We start from the raw sequence: 25,788 nt of genomic DNA on the forward strand, positions 1-25,788 counted from the left end.
GCCGGTACGTTTTAAGCGAAAGCCACCCTCGGGTGGCTTTTTCGTTTTTCAGCCCCATGTAAGTCGGTATGCTGGTGTCCTGCCGAGGAGAGTGAAATGGCCTACGATTTTGACCTGTATGTAATTGGCGCCGGTTCTGGCGGTGTTCGCGCGGCGCGCTTTGCCGCTGGCTTTGGCGCCAAGGTGGCCGTGGCGGAGAGCCGCTACCTGGGTGGCACCTGCGTGAACGTCGGCTGTGTGCCAAAGAAGCTGTTGGTGTATGGCGCGCATTTTGCCGAGGATTTTGAGCAGGCCAGTGGCTTTGGCTGGTCCCTGGGCGAGGCGAACTTTGATTGGGCGACCTTGATCGCCAACAAGGATCGCGAGATCAACCGCCTCAATGGCATCTATCGCAACCTGTTGGTCAACAGCGGCGTGACCCTGCATGAAGGGCATGCACGCCTGGTTGATGCCCACCAGGTGGAGATTAACGGTGAGCGCTTCACTGCCAAGCACATCCTGATCGCCACCGGCGGCTGGCCGCAGATCCCTGAGATTCCAGGGCGCGAGCACGCCATTGGTTCCAATGAGGCATTCTTCCTCAAAGAGCTACCTAAGCGCGTGCTGGTAGTGGGCGGTGGCTATATCGCCGTCGAGTTCGCCGGCATCTTCCACGGCTTGGGTGCACAAACTTCATTGCTGTATCGCGGCGACTTGTTCTTGCGCGGCTTTGATGGCTCGGTGCGCAAGCATCTGCAAGAAGAGCTGACCAAGCGCGGCCTGGACTTGCAGTTCAATGCCGACATCGAGCGCATCGATAAGCAAGCCGACGGCAGCCTCAAGGCCACGTTGAAGGATGGTCGCGTGCTGGAAGCCGATTGTGTGTTCTACGCCACCGGCCGCCGCCCAATGCTGGATAACCTGGGCCTGGAAAACACCGGGGTCAAACTGGACGAGCGCGGTTTCGTCGCGGTGGATGATCTCTACCAGACCGCCGAGCCGTCGATCCTGGCGATTGGCGATGTGATTGGTCGTGTGCAGCTGACGCCGGTGGCCCTGGCTGAAGGCATGGCCGTGGCGCGGCGGTTGTTCAAGCCCGAGCAATACCGCCCGGTGGATTACGCCAATATCGCGACGGCGGTGTTCAGCCTGCCAAATATCGGCACAGTCGGTCTGACGGAAGAGGATGCACGCAAGCACGGCCACAACGTGCAGATCTTTGAAAGCCGTTTCCGGCCGATGAAGCTGACCCTCACCGATTGCCAGGAAAAGACCCTGATGAAGCTGGTGGTCGACGCCGACACCGACAAAGTGCTGGGTTGCCACATGGTCGGCCCGGATGCGGGTGAAATCGTGCAAGGGCTGGCGATCGCGCTCAAGGCGGGCGCGACTAAGCAGCATTTCGACGAAACCATCGGCGTGCATCCTACGGCGGCGGAAGAATTCGTCACCATGCGCACGCCCGTGGCGGACTGATCAGGTTGGCTCTGCTGCTTCTGGCGCCGTTGCAACGACGGCCGCCAGGCGCAGCGCTTCGATGCTTGCCTGGGCCTTGATCAGGTCCAGCTCAAGCGCTTTGTTGTGCTGCTGATGTTCCAGTAGCGCAGCTTGGCGTGATTGGCTGTCCTGCACGGCCACGCGCAGGCGTTCCTGGAGCAGGGCGCGTTCGCTGTCGATCTGGCTGAGTTGTTCCTTGAGTTTCAGCTGTAGCGCCTGGTCCTGACGAGTTTGCTCCTGCAGCGCATTCAATTCCTTGGCGGTCGCTCGCTGCTCACTCAGCAGACGCTCGTTATCGCGATGCAACTGGGTGATCTCATCCTGGCGCACCAGCGCGCTTTGCTGTGCCTGGCGCAATTCGGCCTGAACCTGCTGCAACTGGCCTTCATGGCGACGCTGTTCCTGCTCGCGCTGCTCCTTGATGGCAGTGCGGTAATGCTCAAGCGCATCACGGGCGTGCAGGTGTTTTTCTTCCAGTGAGCGAATCTGCTCGTCCTTGTCGTTGAGCCTTAGCTCGTAGTCGCTGCATGCCTGGCTCAGCCCGGCGTTACGGGTTTGCTCGGTCTGCAAGCTGGTGCTGGCGGTTTGCAGCGCCGCGCTTTCTTCGGCCAGGGCCGCGGCCTGGATATCAAATTGCTGTTTGAGCTGGGTGTGCGCCTCTTCCAGGGTTTCTACCTGGGCGAGCAGGGCGGCTTTGCGTTGCTCGAATTGCGCCAGGGCCAGGTCGATCGGCTCTTGGGCCTTCTCTTTCAGGCGTTGCGCCAGGCGTGCGACCAGTTCGCCAAGCTCATCGTCAATTGGCGCCTGAGTGATGGTTTGTCGTGATTCGCTTTCGTCCAGCTCTTTCAAATAGCGATGAATCGTGGTTTTCGAGCCGGTATTCCCCATTTCGATACGCACTGCATCGATGCTGGGGTTTTCGCCGCGGGCGAGGATCGCCAGGCGTGCCGTCTGCACTACTGCTTTGTTTATGCCGCCACGAGCCATGGGGTCTCCGTCGATTTAGTACTGTGGTACATGGTATGTAGATACATACCATATCATGATTAAAAACTCGTTTAAATTCATGATTTAACAGATGGGATATTGGCGTATTATCCCGTGTCATCTGTGTTTTCCTCCGCCATCCATCTGTCAGCAGTACGAAAAGACGCCTATGAGCGACCTGGACCGATATCTCAACGCCGCCACCCGTGACAACACGCGCCGCAGCTACCGCGCAGCCATCGAGCATTTCGAAGTCAGTTGGGGAGGGTTCCTGCCGGCCACCAGTGACAGCGTGGCGCGTTACTTGGTGGCGCATGCCGGAGTGTTGGCGGTCAATACCTTGAAGCTGCGGCTCTCGGCACTTGCGCAATGGCATACCAGCCAAGGGTTTGCCGACCCGACGAAGGCGCCAGTGGTACGCAAAGTGCTCAAGGGCATCCGCGCCGTGCACCCGGCGCGAGAGCGACAGGCCGAGCCTTTGCAGCTCCAGCATTTGGAACAGGTGATCGCCGCCCTGGACATTGAAGCCAAACAGGCCAGCGAGCATCACGACCAACCGCGCTTGCTGCGGGCCAAGCGCGATGCTGCGCTGATTCTGCTGGGCTTCTGGCGCGGCTTTCGCAGTGATGAACTGTGCCGGTTAAGCATCGAGCATGTGCAAGCCGTGCCCGGCGCAGGCATCAGTCTGTACTTGCCGCGCAGCAAAAGTGACCGCGATAACCTCGGCAAGACCTACCAGACCCCGGCGCTGTTGCGGCTGTGCCCGGTGCAGGCTTATAGCGAGTGGCTCAGCGCCTCGGCTTTGGTGCGCGGGCCGGTATTCCGTGGCATTGACCGCTGGGGCAACCTGGGCGAGGAGGGCTTGCACCCCAACAGTGTGATCCCGCTACTGCGCCAGGCCCTTGAGCGCGCAGGCATCCCCGCCGAGCAATACACCAGCCACTCGCTGCGGCGGGGCTTTGCCACTTGGGCGCATCGCAGTGGCTGGGATTTGAAGTCGCTGATGAGTTACGTCGGTTGGAACGACATGAAATCTGCGATGCGCTATGTTGAAGCGACGCCGTTTCTAGGCATGACCCTGGCAACCCAACCACTGATTTGAGATTTCTTCTATTAATACAGTTACCTGATAGAGAAAACCAATCGCCAGCATCAGGTTTGCCAATGAGCCATCGACCGAAAGAGCCGGTAGGATTCATCTCATCAACTTCTTAACCCCTGACGGAGAGTCAACGATGCCTATCATCAACAGCCAAGTAAAACCGTTTAAAGCTACCGCTTTCAAAAACGGCAGCTTCGTCGATGTGACCGACGCTGACCTGAAAGGCAAGTGGTCGGTTGTATTCTTCTACCCAGCCGACTTCACCTTCGTTTGCCCAACCGAACTGGAAGACCTGGCTGACAACTACGCCGAATTCCAGAAGCTGGGCGTCGAAATCTACAGCGTTTCCACCGACACCCACTTTGCCCACGCTGCCTGGCACAACACTTCGCCAGCCATTGGCAAAATCCAGTACACCATGATCGGCGACCCAACCCTGACCATCTCCCGCAACTTCGACGTGCTGATCGAAGAAGCTGGCCTGGCAGACCGCGGCACCTTCGTGATCAACCCAGAAGGTCAAATCAAGATCGTTGAGCTGAACGACGGTGGTGTAGGCCGTGACGCTTCCGAGCTGCTGCGCAAGATCAAGGCCGCTCAGTACGTTGCTGCCCACCCAGGTGAAGTCTGCCCAGCCAAATGGAAAGAAGGCGAGGCCACTCTGGCGCCGTCTCTGGACCTGGTCGGCAAGATCTAAGTCTGTGAACGCGTATCAAGGGCGGGTATCCGCACTTAAGTAAGCTGCATCCGCCCTCAAAACGCCCGGGCGAGATTCGCTCGGGCGTTTTTTTGTCTGCAATAAACCGAATGAACAGGAAATCGCCCGTATGTTGGACGCCAATCTTAAAGCTCAGTTGAAGTCATACCTGGAACGGGTCACCCAGCCGATCGAGATCGTCGCCTCCCTCGACGACGGTGCGAAATCCCAGGAAATGCTTGCTCTTTTGCAGGACGTAACCAGCCTCTCCACGCTGATTACCCTGAACACCGATGGCAATGATGCGCGCAAGCCATCGTTCTCCATCAACCGCCCGGGTGCCGATATCAACCTGCGTTTCGCCGGCATCCCCATGGGCCATGAATTCACTTCGCTGGTGCTGGCCCTGCTGCAAGTCGGTGGGCACCCGTCGAAGGCCAGTGTCGAGGTGATTGAACAGATCCGTGCCCTCAAAGGCGAGTTCAGCTTCGAGACTTACTTCTCGCTGTCCTGCCAGAACTGCCCGGACGTAGTCCAGGCGTTGAACCTGATGGCCGTGCTCAACCCGAACATCCGCCACGTCGCGATTGACGGTGCGTTGTTCCAGGCCGAAGTCGATGAGCGCCAGATCATGGCGGTGCCGAGCGTCTACTTGAACGGGGTCAACTTTGGCCAGGGCCGCATGGGCCTCGAAGAGATCCTCGCCAAGCTCGACACTAGCGGTATCGAGAAAGCCGCAGAGAAAATCAGCGCCAAGGACGCCTTCGACGTCCTGGTGGTGGGCGGTGGCCCGGCCGGGTCTTCGGCTGCCATCTACGCAGCACGTAAAGGTATTCGTACTGGTGTGGCGGCTGAACGCTTTGGTGGCCAGGTGCTGGACACCATGTCCATTGAGAACTTTATCTCGGTACAGGAAACCGAAGGGCCGAAACTGGCCAGCGCACTGGAAGCCCATGTGCGTCAGTACGACGTGGACATCATGAACCTGCAACGCGCCAGCCGCCTGGTACCGGCAAAAAATGCCGGTGAGCTGCACGAAATTCGCTTCGAAAGCGGTGCCACACTCAAGTCCAAGACCGTGATCCTGGCCACTGGCGCCCGCTGGAGAGAAATGGGAGTGCCCGGCGAGCAGGAATACAAAGCCCGTGGCGTGTGCTTCTGCCCGCACTGCGATGGCCCGTTGTTCAAGGGCAAGCGTGTGGCGGTGATCGGCGGCGGTAACTCCGGCGTGGAAGCGGCCATTGACCTGGCCGGTATCGTCAGCCATGTCACCTTGCTTGAGTTCGACAGCAAGCTGCGCGCCGATGCCGTGTTGCAACGCAAGCTCTACAGCCTGCCGAACGTGGATGTGATCACCAGCGCATTGACCAGTGAAGTCAAAGGCGATGGCCAGAAAGTCACCGGCCTTGCCTACAAGGACCGCGACACTGGTGAGTTCAAGACCATCGACCTGGAAGGCATCTTTGTGCAGATTGGCTTGCTGCCCAACACTGACTGGCTCAAAGGCACCGTAGAGCTGTCGCCGCGCGGCGAGATCATTGTCGATGCCCGTGGCGAGACTTCACTGCCTGGCGTGTTCGCCGCCGGTGACGTCACCACCGTGCCGTACAAGCAGATCGTGATTGCAGTAGGCGAGGGCGCCAAGGCTTCGTTGAGCGCGTTCGATCACCTGATCCGTACCTCTGCTCCGGCGTAAATCATCCTGAGCTGAAAATGAAAAACCCCATGAGCGATCATGGGGTTTTTCTCGTTCCCACGCTCCGCGTGGGAATGCATCCGGTGACGCTCCGCGTCACGCAGTGCTTATTACATCGGCGCCGGCTGAATGATCTCGACCCAATAAGCATCCGGGTCCTTGATGAACGCGAGGCTCTTCATGCGGCCATCCGTCAGGCGCTTCTGGAAATCACAGCCCAAGGCTTCGAAGCGTTCGCACGCCGCGACAATGTCCGGCACCGAGATACAGATATGGCCAAAGCCACGTGGGTCGGTGTTGCCGTTGTGGTAGGCAAAGTCGGCATCGTTTTCGGTGCCGTGGTTGTGGGTCAGTTCGAGGATGCCCGGAATCGACTTCATCCACTGGGTACGCTCGGCGGCGTCGGCCGGGATCTGGGCCTTGTCCACTAGGGCCAGGAAGTACAGGCTGAATTCGGCTTCCGGGAAGTCACGTTTCTCGACCAGGGAGAAACCCAGGATGCGCGTGTAGAAGTCCAGCGACTTGGTGATGTCCTTGACCCGCAACATGGTGTGGTTGAACACGAAGTTCGCCGTGGCGTTGTCGGGTTGGGCGGTGACGCCCGGGAAGGTGTTCAATTCGTGCAGGCTCATGGGCCCTCCAGAAAAAATGTGAGATGAGCGGTCCATTGGCTTGCGGTCTGCCTCCATGCAGACGGGCCATGATACGCAAGGCGCACCGGCTGCGCCAAATGAAAAAGCGCGCCAGGCCCTTGCGGTCAGCGCGCGCCGGGCCGCACACTTTGCCGCTGGAACCTTGGGTGTTTTTCGCAATGATCGAGTTTCGTAGGCCGCTGTTGAGTGCTATGTGCGTGTTGTTGGGCAGCCCGTTTGTGCTGGCCGCCGAGCCGCAGGTCCATTGGCCCAGCGGTTGGCAGGTCGAAGAAGTCGTGCCTGACGGCGAGCCGCCTGCCAAACCCCTAGCAGTGTCCCGGCAGCGAGCGATCAAGAATGATGAAAATGGCGCCACGTTGATGGTCATGGAGTTGACCGGAACGCCAATTGAGGCCGGCCATAAAGTTAATCTTGCTGGCGTGTTGCTGGAGATGCGCAAGTCCATCCAGAAAGACTTTGCCCGTGGCGGTTATCAAAGCGTGTGCAGCAAAATGCACCCCACGACATTGAGTCGGCTTGACGCGCTGGAAACTACCTGCGTGATTACCGAGAACGGTCGACACGTATTGTCGCAAACATTAGTCGGTGCGCTGGATGTCGACAAAGCCTATGTTTTTTCATACGCCGGCCAGGCGCAAGCGTACGAGGCGAGCAAGGAGGAAGTCAGTTTGGTGCGTAACAGTCTGAAACTTTGACCCGCTCAAGCTGAGCGAATTTGAACAATATGAACGCTGAGTTAAGTTCGATTCCGAACCGTTAGAGCAAAAAAAGCCCCGCGTATGCGGGGCTATTTTTTAGTACATGTTTCAGCCGCGAAGCCAGGAGTCTACAGTGGCAGCGCCGTACTCTTCTTTCCAGGCTTTGAGGCCGCGGTGGTTGCCACCTTTGGTCTCGATCAGTTCGCCGGTGTGCGGGTTGTGGTAAACCTTGATCACCCGTGCGCGGCGCTGTTTAGGCGCGGCGGCGGCCGGTGCACCGCCTTTGCGTGGCGCGGGATCGAGGATAGCGATCACATCACGCAGGCTCTTGTCGTATTTGCCCATCAGCGTCTTGAGCTTTTCTTCGAATTCGATTTCTTTCTTCAGGCCAGCGTCGTTCTTCAAGGATTCCAGCTGTGCAAGCTGCTCTTGAAGGGCTTTTTCTGCTGCGCGAAATTCGGCGAGTCTGGACAAAATCTGTACTCCAATAATGTAGTTGCTGATATCAACTGCAGACAAAGCTATAAGCCAAGAACGTTAAGCCACGTCAACGAAAAAGACCCTTCTGCGAGTTCTGCACAGGCAGAAAAAATTGTAGTAGTTAATTCATCCTGAGTAAATCATGTCTTTTAAAGAAAGACCAATCTTTCATCATAGGCCGCGCAAGGCTATTCCACGATGCCCAACGATTTAATGAATTCATCGCAGGGTAATGGTCGGCCAAACAGGTAACCCTGTAGGAAATCCACGCCCTGGGCCACGAGGTACTCACACTGTTGGGCTGTTTCTACGCCTTCGGCAACAATGCCTAGATCCAGCTTGACTGATAACTCTATGATGCTGTCCAGAATATGCCGCGACAGCGCATCCGCACCGATCATGGCGACAAAGCTTTGATCGATCTTCAAGTAGTCGACGTTGAAATTGCGCAAATAGCCCAAGCTGGAGTGGCCGGTGCCAAAATCATCAATGGCAATCATGACCCCCATTTGATGCAGCGCCTCGAACAGGCGGCGGGTGGTCTCGGTGGGTTCGATCAACTCCCGCTCGGTCAACTCCAGCACCAGGGTGACCTGGCCGGGTGGGAACGCGGCGAGGAATTCCCGGCAGTCCTGCACCAGCGCCATGTCCTGGCAATGGCGCGCAGTGATATTCACGCCGATATGAAAGCCTGGGCTGAAGCGCGCGGCATGAGGCGCCAGTTGCGCGGCAGTCTGGCGCAGCAGGGCACGGGTCATCGGCACGATCAGGCCGGAGTCTTCGGCCAGGGGAATAAACAGGTCCGGGCGCACCAGCCCTTCTTTGGGATGCTTCCAACGCATCAGCACCTCACACCCGGCCCATTGGCGGGTGTCACCGCGTACCACCGGTTGGAAATAGGGGATGAATTCATTGGCCCCCAAGGCGCGTTGTAACTCGTGGGTTGGCGCTGACGAACGTTTTTGCAGCCAGTGAGCGAGCAGCCCCGCCAATATCCCGAAGAACACCACCAGGCTGAACAGGGCCGGATACCGCGCCTGCATATAGCGCCAGACTTCACCCTCGGGCATTCCGGCCTCGACACTGTATTGATAGCGCTCGGAAGCCAGGCGCTGTGGCGCCACGGCAAATGTCGGCAACGCGCCTTGATGCACTTTGCCGTCGGCACCCAGCCAGTTCGGGCCGACGTGCAATACCAAATACGCGTAACGGCTGATCAAGCGCAAGGCGTTGGTGAGGTGGTAACCGTCAACCGAGGCAAACGCGCCTTGATCGCCTTGGACCAGGCGGTACACCAGCAGGGCGGTATCGGGTGTGACGGGGTTGCCTTTCATCAACCACAGGCGCCCATCCACGTAGTCGTCGGGGTTGACGGGCGATTGGTAGCGACCGCCAAACAACGAGCTGCAATAGATGTTTTTCTGCCAGGACAGTGTGGTGGCCCGCACAAACGGCCGACGCGTGACTTGTTCACGTAGCGCCAACTTGGCGGCGCTGTCACAAGGTTTACCGGCCAGCGGCAGCAAAGCCTGGGCAGCGATGGCGGTGTTGTCGAGCATCAGGTCGAACTGGCGCACCGCTTCTTGAGCGGTTTGCGCCGTGCTTTGTTCAAGGGTGCGCTCGGCTTGCCAATACAGAATCACAACCCCCAGCAAGATGGGCAACACGCCGCTGGTTGCACTGATGAAATAGCGTGCGGCTCGGCTTCGTGGGCCTTTGACGGTCAGGGGCATAGGGGCGGTCAGTCGTGAGAAAAAGAGTGAGATAAGCCGATGATAGATGGCAATACGCAGGCCTGCTCAGTTGTTTTGAGCGGGTTGACCTAGCCGTTCGGTCAGTTGTGGCGGGGATTTCATCTAGGCAACATAAACATCGTTGCAAGAAGTAAGAGACTCAGGACCGTACCCCTCCAGCCTCTCTCAGTGCCGTGCTAGCCCAATTTTGGCGGGCCGGTCGGCGCGTGTCTTTCGAATGTCGGAAGCCGCCTTGCAGCCTTTTAACGACTCCACAGGAATTTGCAGCAATGAAAAAAATCGCACTGGCCGTTGCCTTGTTGATGGCTAACAGCGTTGTCGCTCTACCGGCGTTCGCGGCGGACGGCACTATCACCCTGACCGGTGAGATCACTGGCACCACCTGCAGCATCAGTGGCGGGGCAGGCGCTGCGCCTGGCGCCGGGCCGGACTTTGCCATTGCGCTGCACAAGGTCCAGGCCAGCGCACTCAAGGCTGCCGGGCAGACGGCGGGGGTAAAGCCGTTCTTTATCCAAGTCGGCAGTTGCCCGAAGGATACGGTGGTCGCGGTGTTATTCGAGAGCAGCAGCCCGGCCATCAACCCGGCGACCGGTAACCTGGTCAATCAGGCGCCAGCCACACCCGAACCGGCAAAGTTCGTGGAAGTACAGATTGTAGACGGCGTCACCAACCAGCCCCTGGATCTGCGGCTGGGCCTGACTTCGAGTACCTCGACAGTGCCTGACGGCGGCGCGGTGACGCTGCCATTTGCAGCTCAGTACTTCGCCACGGGGGCAGCGACCGCCGGCCCGATCAGCACGCAAGTGCTGTATTCCGTGACATTCCCCTGATCAAGGCCAGTGGGCCTGGCGACCTGCCAGGCCCTGCCTTGAAGGAAGGACGCATGCTTTTTCGCACATTACTGGCGAGCCTTACCTTTGCTGTCATCGCCGGCTTACCGTCCACGGCCCACGCGGGAGTGGTGATCGATGGCACACGGCACATCTACCCCCAGCAGCGCCGTGAAATCACCCTGCGCCTGAGCAACGACGATAAACGGGCACCGCGCCTGGTCCAGGTGTGGCTGGATCAAGGCGATGCCACTCCAGATCCCTCCCATAGCGACGTGCCGTTCAGCCTCTCGCCCCCAGTGTTTCGCCTGGATCCAGGGAGAAGCCAGGGTGTGCGGCTGGTCTACACCCAGGATCCGTTGCCGCCAGATCGAGAGTCCTTGTTCTGGCTTAATGCCTTGGAGGTCCCCCCGAAAATCAGTGCGGCCGAACTCGGTGAACAAGCCCCTGAAGGGAATCATCTGCAGTTTGCTTTTCGTATCCGCACCAAAGTGTTTTTTCGCCCCCGTCATTTGCCTGGCAGTGCAGACCAGGCCCCCGCGCAACTGCGCTGGAGTCTGAGGCGCACCGAGCGCGCAGCCGTACTGCGCGTACACAACCCTACGGCCTTTCACGTGACCTTCAACGAGGTGGCACTGGCGCTGGGCCCTCGGCCTGACGCCCACCTGATACCGGTACAAGAAGGCATGGTGCCGCCAGGTGCCAGCCTTGAACTGCCTGTACGCGGCACCCTGCCGACGATCCCCGCGGACGCCCAGGTGCATTTCAAATACATCAATGATTACGGCGCATTCTCCGCGCCGCAGCGAGCCCCCCTGAAGTTTTGATTATGTCTGTTTACCTGCCATTTACGGGGCATCCCGTGTTTGCCTGGCTGTTGTGCAACTCGCGGCTGATGGTGTCGCTGGGTGTGTTCACGACCTTATGCCTGCCGGCCGAAGCCGCGGCGCTATTGTTTGATATCGAGGCGTTTACCACCGGCTTGTCCACGGCGGTGGATATTTCGCGTTTCAATACGGGCAATGCATTGGCGCCTGGTGTCTATCGTGTGGATGTATTCCTCAATGGGCAATCCGCGGGGCGCCGTGAAATCAGCTTTGTCTCGCGTGATGACCAGGACAACGTCCAGCCTTGCGTGAGCGCCCTGGAACTTGCCCAACTCGGAGTCGTGCTGCCACCTGACGAACGCAGCGCCGACACGCAGTGCCGTGAATTTACCCAATGGATCCCCCTGGCCAGCAGCCAGCTCGACATTGAGACCCTGACGCTCGACGTCAATATCCCGCAGGCTTACCTCAGCCGAGCCGCGCGCGGTTACGTTGACCCGGCCCGTTGGGACAAGGGGCTCGACGTTGCGCTGCTCAATTACACCTTCAGCGCCGCAGCGGTGACTTCGGGGGCGGGGGAAGGTCGGGGTTACCTGGGCCTCAACGGCGGCGTCAACCTCGGCGACTGGCGCCTGCGCCACCAAGGCGGCCAGGCCTGGACTTCCCGTGGCGGTCTGTTGCCTTATCAACACACCGCCACGTACCTGCAACGGCCCTTGTCGGCCTGGCGTTCGCAACTGACCCTTGGCGACAGCTTCAGTAACGGCCAGGTCCTCGACGGCGTGCGGGTGCGGGGCATCACTCTGTCGACCGATGACCGCATGCTGGCGCCGTCGCAACAAGGCTATGCACCGCAGATACACGGCATCGCCGACAGCAACGCCACGGTAACGGTGCGCCAGAACGGCTACACGATCTACGAAACCCAGGTTGCCCCGGGGCCTTTTGTCATCGACGACCTCTATCCCACGGGCTACGGTGGTGACCTTAATGTCAGCGTCACCGAGGTGGACGGGCGCCGCACCACCTTTGTCGTGCCGTATTCCGTGGCCCCACAATTATTGCGCCAGGGCGCCACTCACTACAGCACCACGTTGGGCCAAGTGCAGCAACGCGGGGTCAGCAAGACCAGCCCCATGGTGTTTCAGGGCACCTTGCAGCATGGCCTTACCGATGGCTTGAGCCTGTACGGCGGCAGCGCGGTCTCCCGGGGATACTTGCAGGGCAAAGCCGGGCTGGCGATGAGTACGCCCATCGGCGCGTTTGCCCTGGACACCACGCACTCGCGCACCCGCGTTGAGGGCAACGGGGTGGTTGGCGGACACAGTTGGGGCCTGGCCTACAACAAAAACCTGCCATTTTCCGGAGCCCATTTTGCGCTGGGCGCCTACCGCTTCTCCACGGCCGGCTATCTGAGCCTGCCGGATGCTTTGAATGTGCAGGAGCTGGCCCGCCAGCATGGGAACATCGAGGGCTATGCCCGCCAGAAAAGCCGTCTCGACCTGACGATCAGCCAGCACCTGGGGGAAGGCACCTTGAGCCTGTACGGCAGTTCTGTTGACTACTGGGCGAGCCGGCAAGGTCGCCAGACATCCTTCACCCTCAGCTATGGATCACGCTGGAAGCAGCTCAACTGGAACATTTCGGCGCAGCGCTCAAGGGTCAGCGACGCCGACCCACCCAGCGATCGTGACCACAGTGACGCGATCTTTTTCGGCCGCGCGTTGCAACCCGGTCGCGTCGATAATCGTCTGGCGCTGACCCTGTCGATGCCGCTGGGCCAGGGCACGTCGGCGCCGACCCTGAGCAGCGCTTTGTCGCGCGACACCGGCGAATCAAAGGGCAGTCAACAGCAAGTGGGCATCAATGGCTTGCTCGGCGAGGCGTCAGAGGGGCACTACGGCCTGGCCGGCAGCCAGGGCACGGGGAGCCAGGCCGGTTCCAGCTTCAATGCCTACGCCGGGTATCGCAGCAGCACGGCCAACCTGCGCGCAGGTTACGGCCAGAGTGGCAACAACGCACAAGTGTCCATGGGCGCCGACGGCGGGCTGATTGCCCATAGCGGTGGCGTGACCCTCTCGCAAAGCCTCGGTGAAGCGTCGGCACTGGTGTATGCACCGGATGCCCAGGGCGCGCAGATCGGTGGGGGTGTACGCATCGACTCACACGGCTATGGCGTGTTGCCGAGCTTGCGGGCCTACCATCCCAATGACGTGGATATCGACCCAGAAGGCATGCCCATGGATGTGGAGCTCAAGGAATCGAATCACTCGGTGGTACCGACAGGGGGCGCAGTGTCGCTGGTCAAGTTCGAGACCGTCAGTGGCCGTGCGGTGGTGATCAAGGCGACCCATCGCAACGGTCAGCCGCTGCCTTTTGCCGCTCAGGTGTTCGACGAGCAGGGCAGGGAAGTCGGGGTGATTGGGCAAGCCGGCAAGGCGTTTGTGCGCGGCGTGGCCGACCAGGGCACGCTGACCGTGCGTTGGACCGAGGCGGCAAGTGACCGCTGCTATATCCCATACCGTCTGCCACCGCGGCCACCGGGGCACCGCCAGGAAAATGCCGACCAACTGGTCAGCCGGTGCCACGCCAACACCGCCAACAATGAGGTCAGCAGCCGATGATCAGCCCCGGTACGCAACGTTTGGCAGGGCTTGTAATGGTGACCTGCATCGCCCTCGCCAGCGCGCCCCATGCCCAAGCCAAGGCGACGTGTACGCCCGCGCCGCCGACGGTGCTGTCGGTGCCGCGTATTACGGTGCCCGCCAACCCTGTGGTCGGCCAGGCCCTGGGCAACCCGGGTGGCTACCCCGTTGAGGTAGCGCACGGGTTGAGGTGCACATATCCGCCCAACCTTATTGTTCGCTATTGGTCGTCCACGCGGATTGCACGGGAGATTCCCTGGACAGGACGTAACTTCTTCCACTCAGGGGTCGTCATGCCGGTTCATCTGACCGGCGTGCAAGGCGTCGGGTTTGCGTTTATGGCGCAGGACCGTGACGTGGGGCCGATGCAAACCGTAACCACCGGAGTCACGGTGCTGCGCGGACCGATCCATCCCGGTTTGCCTACGTGGGGCTTGCGCGGCCGCTTGTTCTTCGTGGTAACCGGCCCGATCCAGGGCGGCACCATTACGCCGCGTACCTTCGCGGGCTTGTACCTGTACACCAGCGACACGCACCACGCGTTCAACTTCGGCAGTGTCGAAGTCGGCCCGCCGAGTAAACCCACCTGCACGGTCTCGACGCCCTCCGTGGCGATCCCGCTGGGGGCGGTGGAGAGCAGGGCGTTCAAGGGCATTGGCAGCGTGGCCGGCAATGCCACCCGCACCATCACCTTGCAGTGCGCTGGTGGCGGGGGCGCTGAGAGCGATGTGCTGTTGACCTTGACCGACCAGACCCAACCGGCCAATCGCAGTGACCAACTGACATTGACCGCCAACTCCACCGCCAAGGGCGTGGCGCTGCAACTGCTGTTTGGCAACCGCCTGATCAGCTACGGCCCCGACGCCGCCGCTATCGGCACGCCGAATCAATGGTTGGCAGGCAGCACCGGCAACGGCACCTTCCAGATTCCCTTGACCGCGCGCTACATACAAACCGGCGCCACCGTCCGCCCGGGCACGGCCAACGGGCTGGCGACCTTCACTTTGGCCTATCGGTAGTCGGCGTGATGATCCGAGTCTTATTGAACTGCGTGTCCGGTCTGGCACTGGCGGCATCTATGGCGATGGTGCAAGCGGAAATCGTCATTGATCGCACCCGGCTTATTTACCCGGCCGCGGCACGGGTGGTAACCCTCACCCTGCGCAACGAGGCGGACAGCCCACGGCTGGTACAGGTATGGATCGATGAAGGCGACCCCCAGATGGCGCCGGAATTGAGTGACGTACCCTTTACTGTCACACCACCGATTCTGCGAATGGACCCCGGCAAGGCTCAAGCGTTGCGGGTGATTTATCACCCGGTACCCAGACAAGCCATGACCGATCCTCAGGAAGTGGTGTATTGGCTGAATGTGCTAGGGATACGGCCTACTGACGCGGCAAGCCATCAACTGCAACTGGCGTTTCGCACGCGCATCAAACTGTTCCTGCGCCCCAATGCGTTGCCTGGCAGGGCGGAAGATGCCGTGGCGGCGCTGCAATGGCAACTGGCAGACGACCGCCCGGTGCTGCGGGTGCGCAACCCGAGTGCCTTTCATGTGACCTTGTCCAGCGTGGCACTCAACCTTGAGGGCGTCGAATACCGCCATGAAAACCCACCGATGCTGGCACCGCGCTCAACGGCCGAGTTGATCATGCCGGGTTGGGTTGTACCGTGGCGAGGTACGCCGACGCTGCGCTTCACCACATTGGATGACTATGGCGCGACGCATGAGAGCACGCAGCGCATAGGCCGGTAACTAAGTAGGCGAGGGGTACAGCCCTTGTGCCAGCGCGATGAATGCCAGGGCAGCCGGGGAAGACTGACGCCGATCCAGCATCACAGAACCGATATGCATGCCGATGTTACTGGGCGGCGCAATCATCCTGCTGGGTATCTACCTGTGCAACAAACCCCTTGCGCCGGGCAGGGCAATGGGGATTTGATAAGAGTACGGACAAACCTGGTTACGCTGTGTAGAATCAGTTTACGCATACAAGAATATGGACTTGCGCTCACGCAAGCCTCGGCCGTCAGAGACTGATGACACCATGAAGCTACTTGGCTCCCCCCTCATCTTTGGTGACTTCCTCGCCCGTAGCGTGCGAGGCCTCTCTTGTGCGCCACCCTCCAGCCTCATCCTTGCTCGCAACTAATCAATTGCTACCTACAAGAATGATGAGGCACCGAACATGACCGACCAACTCGCAAACCCAATGGGCCTGATGGGCTTTGAATTCATCGAATTTGCCGCGCCCACCCCAGGCACCCTGGAGCCGATCTTCGAGATCATGGGCTTCACCAAAGTGGCGACCCATCGCTCCAAGAACGTGCACCTGTATCGCCAGGGCGAGATCAACCTGATCCTCAACAACGAACCCGACAGCCTCGCTTCCTATTTCGCGGCCGAGCACGGCCCGTCGGTGTGCGGCATGGCGTTCCGCGTCAAGGACTCGCAACAGGCCTACAAACGTGCCCTGGAGCTGGGGGCCCAGCCGATCCACATCGACACCGGCCCGATGGAATTGAACCTGCCGGCAATCAAAGGCATTGGCGGTTCGCCGTTGTACCTGATTGACCGTTTCGGCGAAGGCAACTCGATCTACGACATCGACTTCGTGTACCTCGAAGGCGTTGATCGCAACCCGGTAGGCGCGGGCCTCAAGGTCATCGACCACCTGACCCACAACGTCTATCGCGGGCGCATGATTTATTGGGCCAACTTCTACGAGAAGCTATTCAACTTCCGCGAAGCGCGGTACTTCGATATCAAGGGCGAATACACCGGCTTGACCTCCAAGGCCATGAGCGCGCCGGATGGCAAGATCCGTATTCCCTTGAACGAAGAGTCGTCCAAGGGCGCCGGGCAGATCGAAGAGTTCCTGATGCAATTCAACGGCGAGGGCATCCAGCACGTCGCGTTCCTCACCGACGACCTGATCCAGACCTGGGACGCGCTGAAGAAGATCGGCATGCGCTTCATGACCGCGCCGCCCGACACTTACTACGAAATGCTTGAAGGCCGCCTGCCGAACCACGGTGAGCCGGTGGACCAGTTGCAATCGCGCGGCATTCTGCTGGATGGCTCGTCGGTTGCCGGTGACAAGCGTCTACTGCTGCAGATCTTCTCGGAAACCCTGATGGGCCCAGTGTTCTTCGAATTCATCCAGCGCAAAGGCGACGATGGGTTTGGCGAGGGCAACTTCAAGGCGCTGTTCGAGTCGATCGAACGTGACCAGGTGCGTCGTGGTGTCTTGACCGCCGACTGATTGACTGGATAACGAAAAAGCCCGGTTTTTACCGGGCTTTTTCGTGTGCGTTGCGTTCTGTCGCAATTGAACGGCGGTGAAATAGGAACAGATGTTTCTTCACATATCACATAGAGGGCAGGACGCAGGAAAAGCCTGCGTCTGAACCATGAAGAGGCTCTCTTATGAATGTAAATTCTCCTACCCCTCAACGCCCGATCGGCCCATCTGTATCAACGGAGCAGGCAGGGCCTGTGCGCAATGTCCGTTCAACCGGCAATGCAGACCCGGTCGATCAGGCGCGTAAAAAGTTTCTCGATGACGGTGAAACCGAATACTTGGGCGGCACACTCACCGCCGGGGGGTATCAGATGACGAAGGCGGCAGTGAAACCTGACAAACCCGGCGCGCCATACGTAAGCGTTTCGACTTTTGCCGTCGATGGCGTCCAATCCAAAGACATGATGGTAATCAAACGTGTGCCCGCGACGGCCGAAGGCCCTAACTTCATCGTGTATATGCCGGAAGATGAAGTGACGTCGTTTCATGAGTTCAACACCGTTGAAGAGCTAACTGAATGGGTTAAGGCTGTAGCCAAAAACCCTGCCGAGCTGGATCGATTTGCGCGGCACTTTTCTCATTCTGAAGCACCCAAGCAGGAGGAACGGGTCAGGACACGACTAAGCGAGTTTGGCTCAGAAAAAGACTCCAGCGTGGTGGTGGGAAGTTTTGGTCGAGAGCGAGGCGATATTTTCGAGCGTTTGAACAAGGACGTGACCGTCCCGCCAGTTGAGGTCAATGGCCTATCCAACGTGAAGCTATACAAGCTGGAGTCCAATGGCCAAGCGACCTATATCGGTACCCGGGAAGATGGAAAAAACGTCCTATTTGATTACGACGCTTATGGGAATTTCAGGGGTGGCAGTCAGGACGGTTATTACTTCGTCAGAAACGGGCTGAACAATAAGGACCCGCTTGGCGAACCCATCACAATCGCTGAGTTCACCAAACAGAAAGTTGCAGCCCAAGCCTATAGCAAGACGGGGCCTAATGATCTGAGCGACTTTTGGGGTTATCTCATCAAGCAGCTCAGAAACCCGGGCGACGGTCTTGGGACTGCATTGCAACAGTTCGGAGTTCCTGACGACGTGGCGGCCTCCATCGAAGAGGTGCTGAAAAACCCCGTAAAGGGCACGCTGCTTCAGTTGAACCACGATAATCGGCTCGGTAAGATATTTGGCGTCAGCCAGGAAGTGATGGATGCCCAGCTGGAGAAATTTGGCAATGAAGCCCAGAGTAATATTCCCCAGTACGGCAAGTGGCGGGATAGGTTGAACACAGTGGCTGACGTCATCGAAAGGAAGGTGGGCACCCCAGAAGAGGCGACACCCGAAGTGAAGGTCTGAATCAATCTTCGCTGTCATACAGAGGGGTACGGATACCCTCGCAATACCCGTTCATTCCCAGCTTCCCATTCAAGCGCGACGCTGGCGCACCAAATGCTTGAACCCCTCATACACCAGCACCATTACCGCCAGCCAGATCGGAATATAGGTCAGCCACTGTCCGCCCTCGATCCCTTCGCCCAACAGCAGCGCCACTCCGAGCAGCAATACCGGCTCCACATAGCTCAGCAGCCCGAACAGGCTGAAAGCCAACAAGCGACTGGCAATGATGTAACTCACCAGCGCTGAGGCACTGATAAGGCCCAGCATGGGAATCAATGCATAGAGCTTTGGATGCCCATCCAGTACGGCAAAGCCTTGTTCGCCGTTTTGTACAAACCACCAGGCCACCGGCAGCATCAACGCCATATCCAGCCACAGCCCACCCAGATGGTCGGTGCTCAGGTACTTACGCACCACGAAGTACACCGGGTAGCCGATGATCACCACCAGTGTTGCCCAGGAAAAACCTCCGGCCTGATACAGCTCGTTCAACACGCCAAGCGCCGCCAACACCACGGCGATCTGTTGCAGCCGTGACAGACGCTCGCCGTAGACCAGGCGCCCGGTGAGCACCATGGTCAACGGCAGCAGGAAATACCCCACCGACACGTCCAGGCTACGCCCATTGAGCGGCGCCCACATGAACAGCCACAACTGCACGCCGAGCAGGGCAGAAGACACCAGCACGCCGCCAATCAGCCGTGGCTTAGCCGCCAGCCTGCGCAGCAGTTCCAACACCCTGCGCCACTCACCGCTGACAATCATGAACACCGTCATGCAGGGTACGGTGAGCAACATGCGCCAGCCGAAAATTTCCAGGCCACTCAGGGGGGTAAGCAGCGATGTGAAGTAATACATCACCGCAAACAACACCGAGGCCAAGACCGATAACACCACACCTTTAGACACGCTGTCCTCGCGAAAGCCGATTATTTCGTCGGCAGTCTACAGGCGTACCAATCGACCGGATACAAAATGCCCGACATCGTTGAACCCCGGCGAGGACGAATGCCCCGGCGTGACCAACGAATCAATGAACGCCTCGTCTTCGGCGCTGATCTGCACCGCCAGCGCCCCGGTGTAGGCGTCCCACTGCGCCTCGGTCCGTGGCCCGACGATCGCCGAGCTCACCGCCGCATTGTTCAGCACCCAGGCGATTGCGAACTCGACGATCCCTACGCCACGCCCTTGGGTGTATTGCTGGATCTGCTGGGCAATGCGCAGTGATTCAACCCGCCACTCGGTTTCCAGGATGCGCTTGTCCTGGCGCGCGGCACGGCTGCCGGGTTCAGGCGTGACGTCCGGTGCGTACTTGCCGCTGAGCACCCCTCGGGCCAGCGGGCTGTAAGGCACCACGCCCAGCCCATAAGCCGCTGCAGCGGTGATCTGTTCCACCTCGGCCTGGCGATTGACGATGTTGTACAACGGTTGGCTGATGATGGGTTTATCAACCCCCAGGCGTTCAGCCACGCGAATCACTTCAGCGATGCGCCAACCCCGGTAATTGGACAGGCCCCAATAGCGAACCTTGCCTTCGCGGATCAAGTCACCGATGGCGGACACGGTGACCTCCAACGGCGTGTCGTGGTCTTCGCGGTGCAGGTAGTAGATGTCCAGGTAGTCGGTGTCCAGCCGTGCCAGGCTGGCGTCCAGCGCAGTGAACATACGCTTGCGGCTCAAACCGCTGCGGTTGGGCACGCCATCGGCAGGGCCGAAGCCGACTTTGGAGGCCACCACCCAATCGTGGCGGTTGCGTGCAATCGCCTCACCGACGATTTCCTCGGAGCGCCCGCCTGTGTACACGTCAGCGGTGTCGATGAAATTGATGCCCTGGTCCCAGGCCTTGTCGATGATGCGCAGCGAATCTTCGGTGCTGGTCTGTTCGCCAAACATCATGGTGCCGAGGGTCAGAGCGCTGACCTTCAACCCGGAGTGGCCCAATGTGCGGTAAATCATGCAAAGCTCCTCATGGCAGGCAAAATGTAAGTGATGCAATACCAGACCCGAGCGCTCTGGAACAAGCCCTGAGCGCATTTCTTCATGTGCGTAGCAAAGTCACGCAGCGCGCCTGTAAAAAACGATGCAGCACTTTCACGCGTTCCGACACTTGCAGGCGGTTCGGGCACATCAGGTTGAACGGCGTGGGTTCGCCTTGCCAGTCGGGTAGCAGGGGCACCAGCCGTCCGGCCTGAATATCACGGGCCACGTCCAGGTTAGCTTTATAAGCAATGCCATGCCCCGCCAACGCCCAGCGACGGACAATCTCGCCGTCATCGCTGAGGTAGTCACCGCTCACCTCAACCTCTTGAAGCAACGCCCCCTGGCGGAAATACCAGGTGCTATTGGCCTGGCCCCGGCGCATATAGCGCAGCGTGCTGTGGTGGGACAAATCTTCGGGTGTATGCGGGGTGCCGTGGCGCGCGAGGTAGTCGGGGCTGGCGCAGGCAATGCGATGGTGATCGGGTACCACCGGCAGGGCCACGAGGCTGGAGTCCCTCGGCACGCCAAAGCGCAAGGCAATGTCGACGGTGTCGCGAAACAAGTCGGCATTGCTGTCGTTGAGCAACAGTTGCAAGCGGATATCAGGGTGCTCCAGCTTGAACTCATCCAGCCAGCCCAGCAGCACATTGCGGCCAAAGTCCGAGGGCGCGGCCAACTGCAATAAACCACTGAGGCTCTGGCCCTGTTGCTTGATGGCGTGCTCGCCTTCCGACAGCGCCTCCAGCGCCACCCGCACACTGTCCAGGTAACGCCGGCCTTCTTCGGTCAGGCGCATGCTGCGGGTGGAGCGGGCGAGCAAGCGGATGCCGAGGCGGGTCTCAAGGCGCTTGAGCGCAATACTCGCCGCTGCTGGCGTGAGGCCCAGGCCACGGGCGGCGGCCGTGAGGCTGCCGGTGTCGGCGCTGCGCACGAAGACTTCAAGGTCGAGAATCGAGCTCATTGATAAAAATCCTTTAAAGATCTTGTCGTTTTACCCGGATTTTTCATCGATTACCAAGCTGGGAAGATGAACGCTCACTTTCTGACCCAGGTAGTTTTCTCATGACCTCTTCTCTGAGCGGTAAAACCATCATCGTCATCGGCGGCAGCAGCGGTATCGGCGCGGCAGTGGCCCAGGCAGCCTTGGCACGCGGCGCGCACGTTGTCGTGGCCGGGCGCCGCTTGGCGTCAAGCTCCGCCAACGGCCTGCGCAGTGAGCCGGTGGACGTCACTGATAGCGCCTCCTTGCAGCGGCTGTTCGAGACCGTAGGGCGCTTTGACCATCTGGTCTACACCTCGGGCCCTTCGGTGCAGGCCAAACCCTTGAGTGAAACCAACCTGGATGAAGCTCAGGACAACTTCGATGTGAAGCTCTGGGGCTCACTACGTGCCATTCAGCAGGCACTGCCCTTTTTGCATGAACAGGGCAGCATCAGCCTGACCTCGGGCCAACTGGGGCGCAAGTTGGCGGCAGGGCAGTTCATCAAGACGGGCATTAACGCCGCGACCGAGGCATTGGGCAAACAGTTGGCCAAGGAACTGGCACCGCGTCGGGTCAATGTCATCAGCCCCGGGGTAATTGACACGCCGGCCTATGCAGGGCTTGGAGAAGAGCAGCGTATGGCGATGTTTGCCAAGGCGGGCGGCGCATTGCCGGTTGGGCGGGTGGGGCAGGCTCAGGAGGTGGCGGCGGGGTATGTGTTGGCAATGGAAAATGGCTTCTTGACTGGCAGCATCATCGACATTGATGGCGGGGGACTGCTGTAAACGCCCCGCCCGCAAGGTGATTGGCTCAGTGACGGACTCTGGTCAGTCGAAACGTCTCTTCGACAGTAAACTCAGGTCCGTCATTTTTTCGAAAGGAGCAGGAAAACTCCCCCGAGCCATGATCGTCGGTGACTTCTTCGTTCAGTTTCAGCGTACCCGCATGGGCTGTCACCCCACCGTACGTGTCTAGGCGCATAAACTGAACCCGGACATTGTTGTTGCCGGCCAAAACATGGGTCAGTCCTTTCGTGTCCTTATTGATCACGATGGATAGAATATTTCGAGTTCGCGATAGGTCGTCATCGTAATGGTCGCCGATAAACATTCGGTGATCAGGGCGGTGGCCGCCGAAATCTGAGCTATCAATTCTGAATTCGGTTGCGACAAACTTTGGATCCGGTAATGGGCCACCCTGGAACACCGCTTTCAGTTCGCCCGTTGCCGGGTATTGTGCAGTCAGGCCAGTTGAAAGGCCTCTCAGTTCCGCCGTGCCGTCAACCAGCTCTATTTTTTGGCTGCCAAATTCGGCGCTCGCCCCAAAAGAGGCCTTTAGATTCGTACCGTCGAATGACACCTCTATTTTCCCTGCAGTGGCGGCATAGGTTGGATTTCCCTGGTTTTCATACGTAGAGAAATGAAGCCTGGTTGCGCCTTCTGCAAACGAGTAGGTGTGTTTACTTCCGTCCGTAGGTAAATCGGAAGGAAGCAAAATATCGATACCTAGAAAATCACTCGGTACGTCCGATAAGCGCTGGGTCGCAGCCAAATGCCATAACCCACTCGTCTCACGGTATAGCTCCATCTTGTCGGCGTCGCCGATGAAAACGACGTTATGTTGGCCTGTCACCGTAACGTTAAAAGTACCTTCAGTAGCTGCTGTTTTGCCTTTCATTTCGATAGCCCTCCAAGCGTGACTGAGCCCTCAGCCTAGGCGCACGGATAAGGTTTGGATACTGTTAGAAATTACAGGCTAGAAAACGTTTATTGATTACTAGAGTCGCTAGGAGCACCTCTCTTACTGATGGTGCACCCTTCTATAGGACTCTGTTATAAGAGAATCATTTTTTATACCTGTCAAAGTTGACAGTGTCGCCCGAGCCAGCAGGGTACTAACATTCCCACAAACTCTTTTATCAACTTATTTATTGGCGAGGCTGGTTAACATGAAACAGTCACTGCATGTCCCTATTTTACCGTTGTCGAAAGGCACTTTCACCGCCACATTGAACGGCTACTTGGCGCTTGATTATGTTGGCGATCCCACCCAAGAACTACGTCTGGATCAAGATGTGTGGACACTCATCAGTTACGGGCGCCCCTCAACCGGCGGTAGTTTGATTGTGTTCACCGTCAACGTCCCTAGCAACTTGTGTGACGACGGAAAACCTCAAACCTTCTTGATAGGCAGCCATAACACCGTCATTTCGCTCTATACGCAGCAGCTTAATTTCGTTGCCCAGACGGGGGAGATCACGGTATCGCTTAAAGATAACCGGATGGCGGCAACGTTCAATTTCAAAGCACAAGCAATCGGTACCTCTCATGAAATCGAGGTCTCCAGTGGCACGTTTGAGGTCAGCAACGGGACTGGCTTTATCAACGCGGACTTTAGGGGTGAAGCGCGTCCGTATCCGACATTTGAAGCAACAACGGTCGAGATAAATCATCTGGACCTGTTTCCGCTGCCCAAGGATGCCGATTCTATAAAAGGGCGCATTCATAACTATGACCCCATTCCGACTCAAGACGATCTTTTGTCTATTGTGGTTAACAAGGGAACGCCGCCAGGCACCTATCAGTTGGGGGGTGACGATCCGGCGGTAATAGTGTTGTTCACGCAGTTCGTAAAACGTGCCTTGTTAGAGGCACGCAGTGGTCAGGTGGTTTTAGAGCATGTACCTGAAACGGGGTATGCCAAGGGGAACTTCGAGTGCGAATTCAACGATGAACTCAATAAGTTTTCCGCTGTTGGCTCCTTCGATGTCCATCATTCGTAGTCGGCTATGCCTGCGCGCTTGACCCTTTAGGCGCCCATCCTTGGTTATCAGGATGAGCGCCTTGCCGATTGCGGGCGAGGGCAAGCCTTATGACCGCAAAATAGTCCTCATGCTTTCAACGTACGCGTCATCCGCAACGCCAGCACACTCCCACCCACAATCACCGCCGCCAGCAGGTACAACGCCATATCCGTGGACCCGGTGGCATCCTTCACAAAACCCACGATATACGGGCTGAGAAAACCCGCCATCTGGCCCATGGAGTTGATCAGCGCCAAGCCACCCGCCGCCGCGCCCGCGCTGAGCATCGCGGTGGGCACCGGCCAGAACATCGGCAGGCCGGTCAGGGCGCCCATGGTGGCGATGGTCAGGCCGAGAATGGCGATAGCGGGCGTAGTGGCGAAGTTAACGGCGATCACCAGGCCAATGGCGCCCATCAACATCGGTACCACCAAATGCCAGCGGCGCTCCTTGCGCAAATCGGCGGAGCGGCCCACCAGCAGCATGAACACCGCTGCCAACAGATACGGGATCGCGCTGAGCCAGCCAATCACCAGGTTGTCGCTGAAGCCCATGTTCTTGATGATCGACGGCAGCCAGAAGTTGATCGCATACACGCCACTCTGGATGCAGAAGTAGATCAGGCCGAATGCCCAGATCGCCGGGTTCTTGAACACTTCGGCCAGGGAGTCGCTGGTGGTTTTCGGCTTGTTCGCCAGGTCAGTGGCCTGGTCGGCTTCCAGCACCGCGCGCTCATGGGGCTTGAGCCATTTGGCATTGGCGAAGCTGTCACTGAGCAGGAAGTAGGCGAGGGCGCCGAGGATTACGGTGGGGATGCCTTGCAGCAAGAACATCCACTGCCAGCCTGCCAGGCCACCTTGGCCGGCAGCGAAGTGATTGAGAATCCAGCCGGAAAACGGGCTGCCGAGCAAACCTGAAACCGGGATCGCCGACATGAACAGCGCCATGATCCGCCCACGGCGGAAGGTCGGAAACCACTGCGAAAGGTACAACACCACACCGGGGAAGAAGCCGGCTTCAGCGGCACCGGTGAGCAGGCGCAGGGTGTAGAAATGCGTGGGCGTGGTTACAAACAGCAGGCATGTGGAGAGCGTCCCCCACACGATCATCATCAACGCGATCCAGCGCCGCGGGCCAAACCGGGTCAGCGCCAGGTTGCTCGGTACGCCGCACAGCACATAGCCGATAAAGAAAATCCCGGCCCCGAGGCCGTACACGGTTTCACTGAATTTCAATGCATCGAGCATCTGCAACTTGGCAAAGCCAACATTTACCCGGTCAAGGTAATTGAACAGGTAGCAGATAAAGATGAAGGGGATCAGGCGCAGGGTAACGCGCTTGTAGATGGCGTTTTTATCGTCATCGCTGGCCAGTGCGGCAGTGGCGCTCTGTGACATGGGATTCTCTCTTTATTATGATTTTACGCGGTGCGAGGGTAACGTTGACCGCCCCAACAGTCTCGATGACGTGATGGGCAACTGT

At 58.8% G+C, this 25,788-nt stretch carries 23 protein-coding genes; 14 read left to right on the forward strand and 9 right to left on the reverse strand.

All coding sequences use genetic code 11. The annotated features are described in order from the left end of the window. Positions 1 to 96 precede the first annotated feature (96 nt). Positions 97 to 1,455 carry a glutathione-disulfide reductase gene (gorA, locus tag E1K68_RS14015; RefSeq protein ID WP_003191308.1) on the forward strand — a complete coding sequence of 453 codons (1,359 nt, stop codon included), beginning with the start codon at positions 97 to 99 and terminating at the stop codon, positions 1,453 to 1,455. On the opposite strand, the gene E1K68_RS14020 is transcribed toward gorA, so the two are convergent. After that, a complete protein-coding gene (locus E1K68_RS14020; protein WP_003191306.1) occupies positions 1,456 to 2,463 on the reverse strand; it encodes a DNA-binding protein in 1,008 nt (335 codons plus the stop codon). A gap of 169 nt (positions 2,464 to 2,632) precedes the next feature. On the opposite strand from E1K68_RS14020, the gene E1K68_RS14025 reads away from it, so the two are divergent. From E1K68_RS14025 to ahpF, 3 genes are all read left to right on the forward strand, one after another. Further along, on the forward strand, positions 2,633 to 3,565 hold the full coding sequence (locus E1K68_RS14025; RefSeq protein WP_003191304.1) for a site-specific integrase: 933 nt from the start codon (positions 2,633 to 2,635) through the stop codon (positions 3,563 to 3,565). Between the two features lie 133 nt (positions 3,566 to 3,698). Further along, on the forward strand, positions 3,699 to 4,262 hold the full coding sequence (gene ahpC, locus E1K68_RS14030; RefSeq protein WP_003191303.1) for an alkyl hydroperoxide reductase subunit C: 564 nt from the start codon (positions 3,699 to 3,701) through the stop codon (positions 4,260 to 4,262). A gap of 130 nt (positions 4,263 to 4,392) precedes the next feature. Further along, entirely contained in the window at positions 4,393 to 5,958 is a 1,566-nt protein-coding gene (gene ahpF / locus E1K68_RS14035; RefSeq protein ID WP_034135034.1) for an alkyl hydroperoxide reductase subunit F, read from the forward strand. Between the two features lie 110 nt (positions 5,959 to 6,068). On the opposite strand, the gene gloA is transcribed toward ahpF, so the two are convergent. Continuing rightward, a complete protein-coding gene (gloA, locus tag E1K68_RS14040; RefSeq protein WP_003191301.1) occupies positions 6,069 to 6,590 on the reverse strand; it encodes a lactoylglutathione lyase in 522 nt (173 codons plus the stop codon). Positions 6,591 to 6,769: 179 nt separating this feature from the next. Here gloA and E1K68_RS14045 point away from each other — a divergent pair, with 179 nt between their 5' ends. Then, complete coding sequence (locus tag E1K68_RS14045) at positions 6,770 to 7,306, forward strand: DUF4946 domain-containing protein (RefSeq protein WP_003191300.1); 537 nt, start codon at positions 6,770 to 6,772, stop codon at positions 7,304 to 7,306. A gap of 111 nt (positions 7,307 to 7,417) precedes the next feature. On the opposite strand, the gene E1K68_RS14050 is transcribed toward E1K68_RS14045, so the two are convergent. Continuing rightward, positions 7,418 to 7,783 (reverse strand): histone-like nucleoid-structuring protein, MvaT/MvaU family, encoded by a 366-nt coding sequence (locus E1K68_RS14050; RefSeq protein WP_212614262.1) that lies wholly within the window; start codon positions 7,781 to 7,783, stop codon positions 7,418 to 7,420. Between the two features lie 194 nt (positions 7,784 to 7,977). Then, positions 7,978 to 9,522: an EAL domain-containing protein gene (locus E1K68_RS14055; protein WP_003191295.1), complete on the reverse strand. Its 1,545-nt coding sequence runs from the start codon at positions 9,520 to 9,522 to the stop codon at positions 7,978 to 7,980. Between the two features lie 290 nt (positions 9,523 to 9,812). Between E1K68_RS14055 and E1K68_RS14060 the strand changes: the two genes are divergently transcribed. The 7 genes from E1K68_RS14060 (at position 9,813) to E1K68_RS14090 (ending at position 18,499) form a co-directional block, all read left to right on the forward strand. Next, positions 9,813 to 10,373 (forward strand): fimbrial protein, encoded by a 561-nt coding sequence (locus E1K68_RS14060; protein WP_003191294.1) that lies wholly within the window; start codon positions 9,813 to 9,815, stop codon positions 10,371 to 10,373. A gap of 53 nt (positions 10,374 to 10,426) precedes the next feature. Beyond that, positions 10,427 to 11,200 (forward strand): fimbria/pilus periplasmic chaperone, encoded by a 774-nt coding sequence (locus E1K68_RS14065; RefSeq protein WP_120248076.1) that lies wholly within the window; start codon positions 10,427 to 10,429, stop codon positions 11,198 to 11,200. A 2-nt stretch (positions 11,201 to 11,202) separates the two neighbouring features. Next, positions 11,203 to 13,824: a fimbria/pilus outer membrane usher protein gene (locus E1K68_RS14070; RefSeq protein WP_212614263.1), complete on the forward strand. Its 2,622-nt coding sequence runs from the start codon at positions 11,203 to 11,205 to the stop codon at positions 13,822 to 13,824. Beyond that, on the forward strand, positions 13,821 to 14,864 hold the full coding sequence (locus tag E1K68_RS14075) for a fimbrial protein (protein ID WP_082628863.1): 1,044 nt from the start codon (positions 13,821 to 13,823) through the stop codon (positions 14,862 to 14,864). The genes E1K68_RS14070 and E1K68_RS14075 overlap by 4 nt, the downstream gene beginning before the upstream one ends. 8 nt (positions 14,865 to 14,872) lie before the next feature. Then, positions 14,873 to 15,604: a molecular chaperone gene (locus E1K68_RS14080; protein ID WP_094774761.1), complete on the forward strand. Its 732-nt coding sequence runs from the start codon at positions 14,873 to 14,875 to the stop codon at positions 15,602 to 15,604. A 433-nt stretch (positions 15,605 to 16,037) separates the two neighbouring features. Next, positions 16,038 to 17,114 carry a 4-hydroxyphenylpyruvate dioxygenase gene (gene hppD, locus E1K68_RS14085; protein WP_003191286.1) on the forward strand — a complete coding sequence of 359 codons (1,077 nt, stop codon included), beginning with the start codon at positions 16,038 to 16,040 and terminating at the stop codon, positions 17,112 to 17,114. A gap of 164 nt (positions 17,115 to 17,278) precedes the next feature. Continuing rightward, the gene (locus E1K68_RS14090; RefSeq protein ID WP_212614264.1) at positions 17,279 to 18,499 is read left to right on the forward strand and encodes a DUF6543 domain-containing protein; all 1,221 of its coding nucleotides are present in this window, start codon (positions 17,279 to 17,281) and stop codon (positions 18,497 to 18,499) included. A gap of 69 nt (positions 18,500 to 18,568) precedes the next feature. On the opposite strand, the gene rarD is transcribed toward E1K68_RS14090, so the two are convergent. The 3 genes from rarD to E1K68_RS14105 all read right to left on the reverse strand — a co-directional run bounded on the left by rarD (position 18,569) and on the right by E1K68_RS14105 (position 21,482). After that, positions 18,569 to 19,450: an EamA family transporter RarD gene (gene rarD / locus E1K68_RS14095; RefSeq protein WP_212614265.1), complete on the reverse strand. Its 882-nt coding sequence runs from the start codon at positions 19,448 to 19,450 to the stop codon at positions 18,569 to 18,571. A 36-nt stretch (positions 19,451 to 19,486) separates the two neighbouring features. Beyond that, positions 19,487 to 20,497 carry an aldo/keto reductase gene (locus E1K68_RS14100; protein ID WP_212614266.1) on the reverse strand — a complete coding sequence of 337 codons (1,011 nt, stop codon included), beginning with the start codon at positions 20,495 to 20,497 and terminating at the stop codon, positions 19,487 to 19,489. An 82-nt stretch (positions 20,498 to 20,579) separates the two neighbouring features. Next, complete coding sequence (locus E1K68_RS14105) at positions 20,580 to 21,482, reverse strand: LysR family transcriptional regulator (RefSeq protein ID WP_212614267.1); 903 nt, start codon at positions 21,480 to 21,482, stop codon at positions 20,580 to 20,582. A gap of 101 nt (positions 21,483 to 21,583) precedes the next feature. On the opposite strand from E1K68_RS14105, the gene E1K68_RS14110 reads away from it, so the two are divergent. Further along, positions 21,584 to 22,288 carry an SDR family oxidoreductase gene (locus E1K68_RS14110; protein WP_003191279.1) on the forward strand — a complete coding sequence of 235 codons (705 nt, stop codon included), beginning with the start codon at positions 21,584 to 21,586 and terminating at the stop codon, positions 22,286 to 22,288. Between the two features lie 25 nt (positions 22,289 to 22,313). Here the strand turns inward: E1K68_RS14110 and E1K68_RS14115 are convergent, their stop codons facing one another. Further along, a complete protein-coding gene (locus E1K68_RS14115) occupies positions 22,314 to 23,180 on the reverse strand; it encodes a hypothetical protein (protein ID WP_212614268.1) in 867 nt (288 codons plus the stop codon). A gap of 271 nt (positions 23,181 to 23,451) precedes the next feature. Between E1K68_RS14115 and E1K68_RS14120 the strand changes: the two genes are divergently transcribed. Then, the gene (locus E1K68_RS14120; protein WP_034135024.1) at positions 23,452 to 24,285 is read left to right on the forward strand and encodes a hypothetical protein; all 834 of its coding nucleotides are present in this window, start codon (positions 23,452 to 23,454) and stop codon (positions 24,283 to 24,285) included. Between the two features lie 107 nt (positions 24,286 to 24,392). Here E1K68_RS14120 and E1K68_RS14125 read toward each other — a convergent pair whose 3' ends face one another. Continuing rightward, positions 24,393 to 25,703, reverse strand: coding sequence for an MFS transporter (locus E1K68_RS14125; RefSeq protein ID WP_057711319.1), 1,311 nt, complete (start codon positions 25,701 to 25,703; stop codon positions 24,393 to 24,395). Positions 25,704 to 25,788: the final 85 nt, after the last annotated feature.

The sequence above is a fragment of the Pseudomonas sp. B2021 genome (assembly GCF_018135665.1).
Lineage (GTDB): Bacteria > Pseudomonadota > Gammaproteobacteria > Pseudomonadales > Pseudomonadaceae > Aquipseudomonas > Aquipseudomonas lactis.

What these genes read in the sequence shown, in the direction of transcription:
- hppD (WP_003191286.1), top strand. Translation starts at nt 16,038, where the DNA reads ATGACCGACCAACTCGCAAACCCAATGGGCCTGATGGGCTTTGAATTC.
- E1K68_RS14020 (WP_003191306.1), bottom strand. Translation starts at nt 2,463, where the DNA reads ATGGCTCGTGGCGGCATAAACAAAGCAGTAGTGCAGACGGCACGCCTG.
- E1K68_RS14115 (WP_212614268.1), bottom strand. Translation starts at nt 23,180, where the DNA reads ATGAAAGGCAAAACAGCAGCTACTGAAGGTACTTTTAACGTTACGGTG.
- E1K68_RS14120 (WP_034135024.1), top strand. Translation starts at nt 23,452, where the DNA reads ATGAAACAGTCACTGCATGTCCCTATTTTACCGTTGTCGAAAGGCACT.
- ahpC (WP_003191303.1), top strand. Translation starts at nt 3,699, where the DNA reads ATGCCTATCATCAACAGCCAAGTAAAACCGTTTAAAGCTACCGCTTTC.
- E1K68_RS14025 (WP_003191304.1), top strand. Translation starts at nt 2,633, where the DNA reads ATGAGCGACCTGGACCGATATCTCAACGCCGCCACCCGTGACAACACG.
- E1K68_RS14075 (WP_082628863.1), top strand. Translation starts at nt 13,821, where the DNA reads ATGATCAGCCCCGGTACGCAACGTTTGGCAGGGCTTGTAATGGTGACC.
- E1K68_RS14045 (WP_003191300.1), top strand. Translation starts at nt 6,770, where the DNA reads ATGATCGAGTTTCGTAGGCCGCTGTTGAGTGCTATGTGCGTGTTGTTG.
- E1K68_RS14125 (WP_057711319.1), bottom strand. Translation starts at nt 25,703, where the DNA reads ATGTCACAGAGCGCCACTGCCGCACTGGCCAGCGATGACGATAAAAAC.
- gorA (WP_003191308.1), top strand. Translation starts at nt 97, where the DNA reads ATGGCCTACGATTTTGACCTGTATGTAATTGGCGCCGGTTCTGGCGGT.
- E1K68_RS14090 (WP_212614264.1), top strand. Translation starts at nt 17,279, where the DNA reads ATGAATGTAAATTCTCCTACCCCTCAACGCCCGATCGGCCCATCTGTA.
- E1K68_RS14105 (WP_212614267.1), bottom strand. Translation starts at nt 21,482, where the DNA reads ATGAGCTCGATTCTCGACCTTGAAGTCTTCGTGCGCAGCGCCGACACC.
- E1K68_RS14110 (WP_003191279.1), top strand. Translation starts at nt 21,584, where the DNA reads ATGACCTCTTCTCTGAGCGGTAAAACCATCATCGTCATCGGCGGCAGC.
- gloA (WP_003191301.1), bottom strand. Translation starts at nt 6,590, where the DNA reads ATGAGCCTGCACGAATTGAACACCTTCCCGGGCGTCACCGCCCAACCC.
- E1K68_RS14080 (WP_094774761.1), top strand. Translation starts at nt 14,873, where the DNA reads ATGATCCGAGTCTTATTGAACTGCGTGTCCGGTCTGGCACTGGCGGCA.
- E1K68_RS14100 (WP_212614266.1), bottom strand. Translation starts at nt 20,497, where the DNA reads ATGATTTACCGCACATTGGGCCACTCCGGGTTGAAGGTCAGCGCTCTG.
- E1K68_RS14070 (WP_212614263.1), top strand. Translation starts at nt 11,203, where the DNA reads ATGTCTGTTTACCTGCCATTTACGGGGCATCCCGTGTTTGCCTGGCTG.
- E1K68_RS14055 (WP_003191295.1), bottom strand. Translation starts at nt 9,522, where the DNA reads ATGCCCCTGACCGTCAAAGGCCCACGAAGCCGAGCCGCACGCTATTTC.
- ahpF (WP_034135034.1), top strand. Translation starts at nt 4,393, where the DNA reads ATGTTGGACGCCAATCTTAAAGCTCAGTTGAAGTCATACCTGGAACGG.
- E1K68_RS14065 (WP_120248076.1), top strand. Translation starts at nt 10,427, where the DNA reads ATGCTTTTTCGCACATTACTGGCGAGCCTTACCTTTGCTGTCATCGCC.
- E1K68_RS14060 (WP_003191294.1), top strand. Translation starts at nt 9,813, where the DNA reads ATGAAAAAAATCGCACTGGCCGTTGCCTTGTTGATGGCTAACAGCGTT.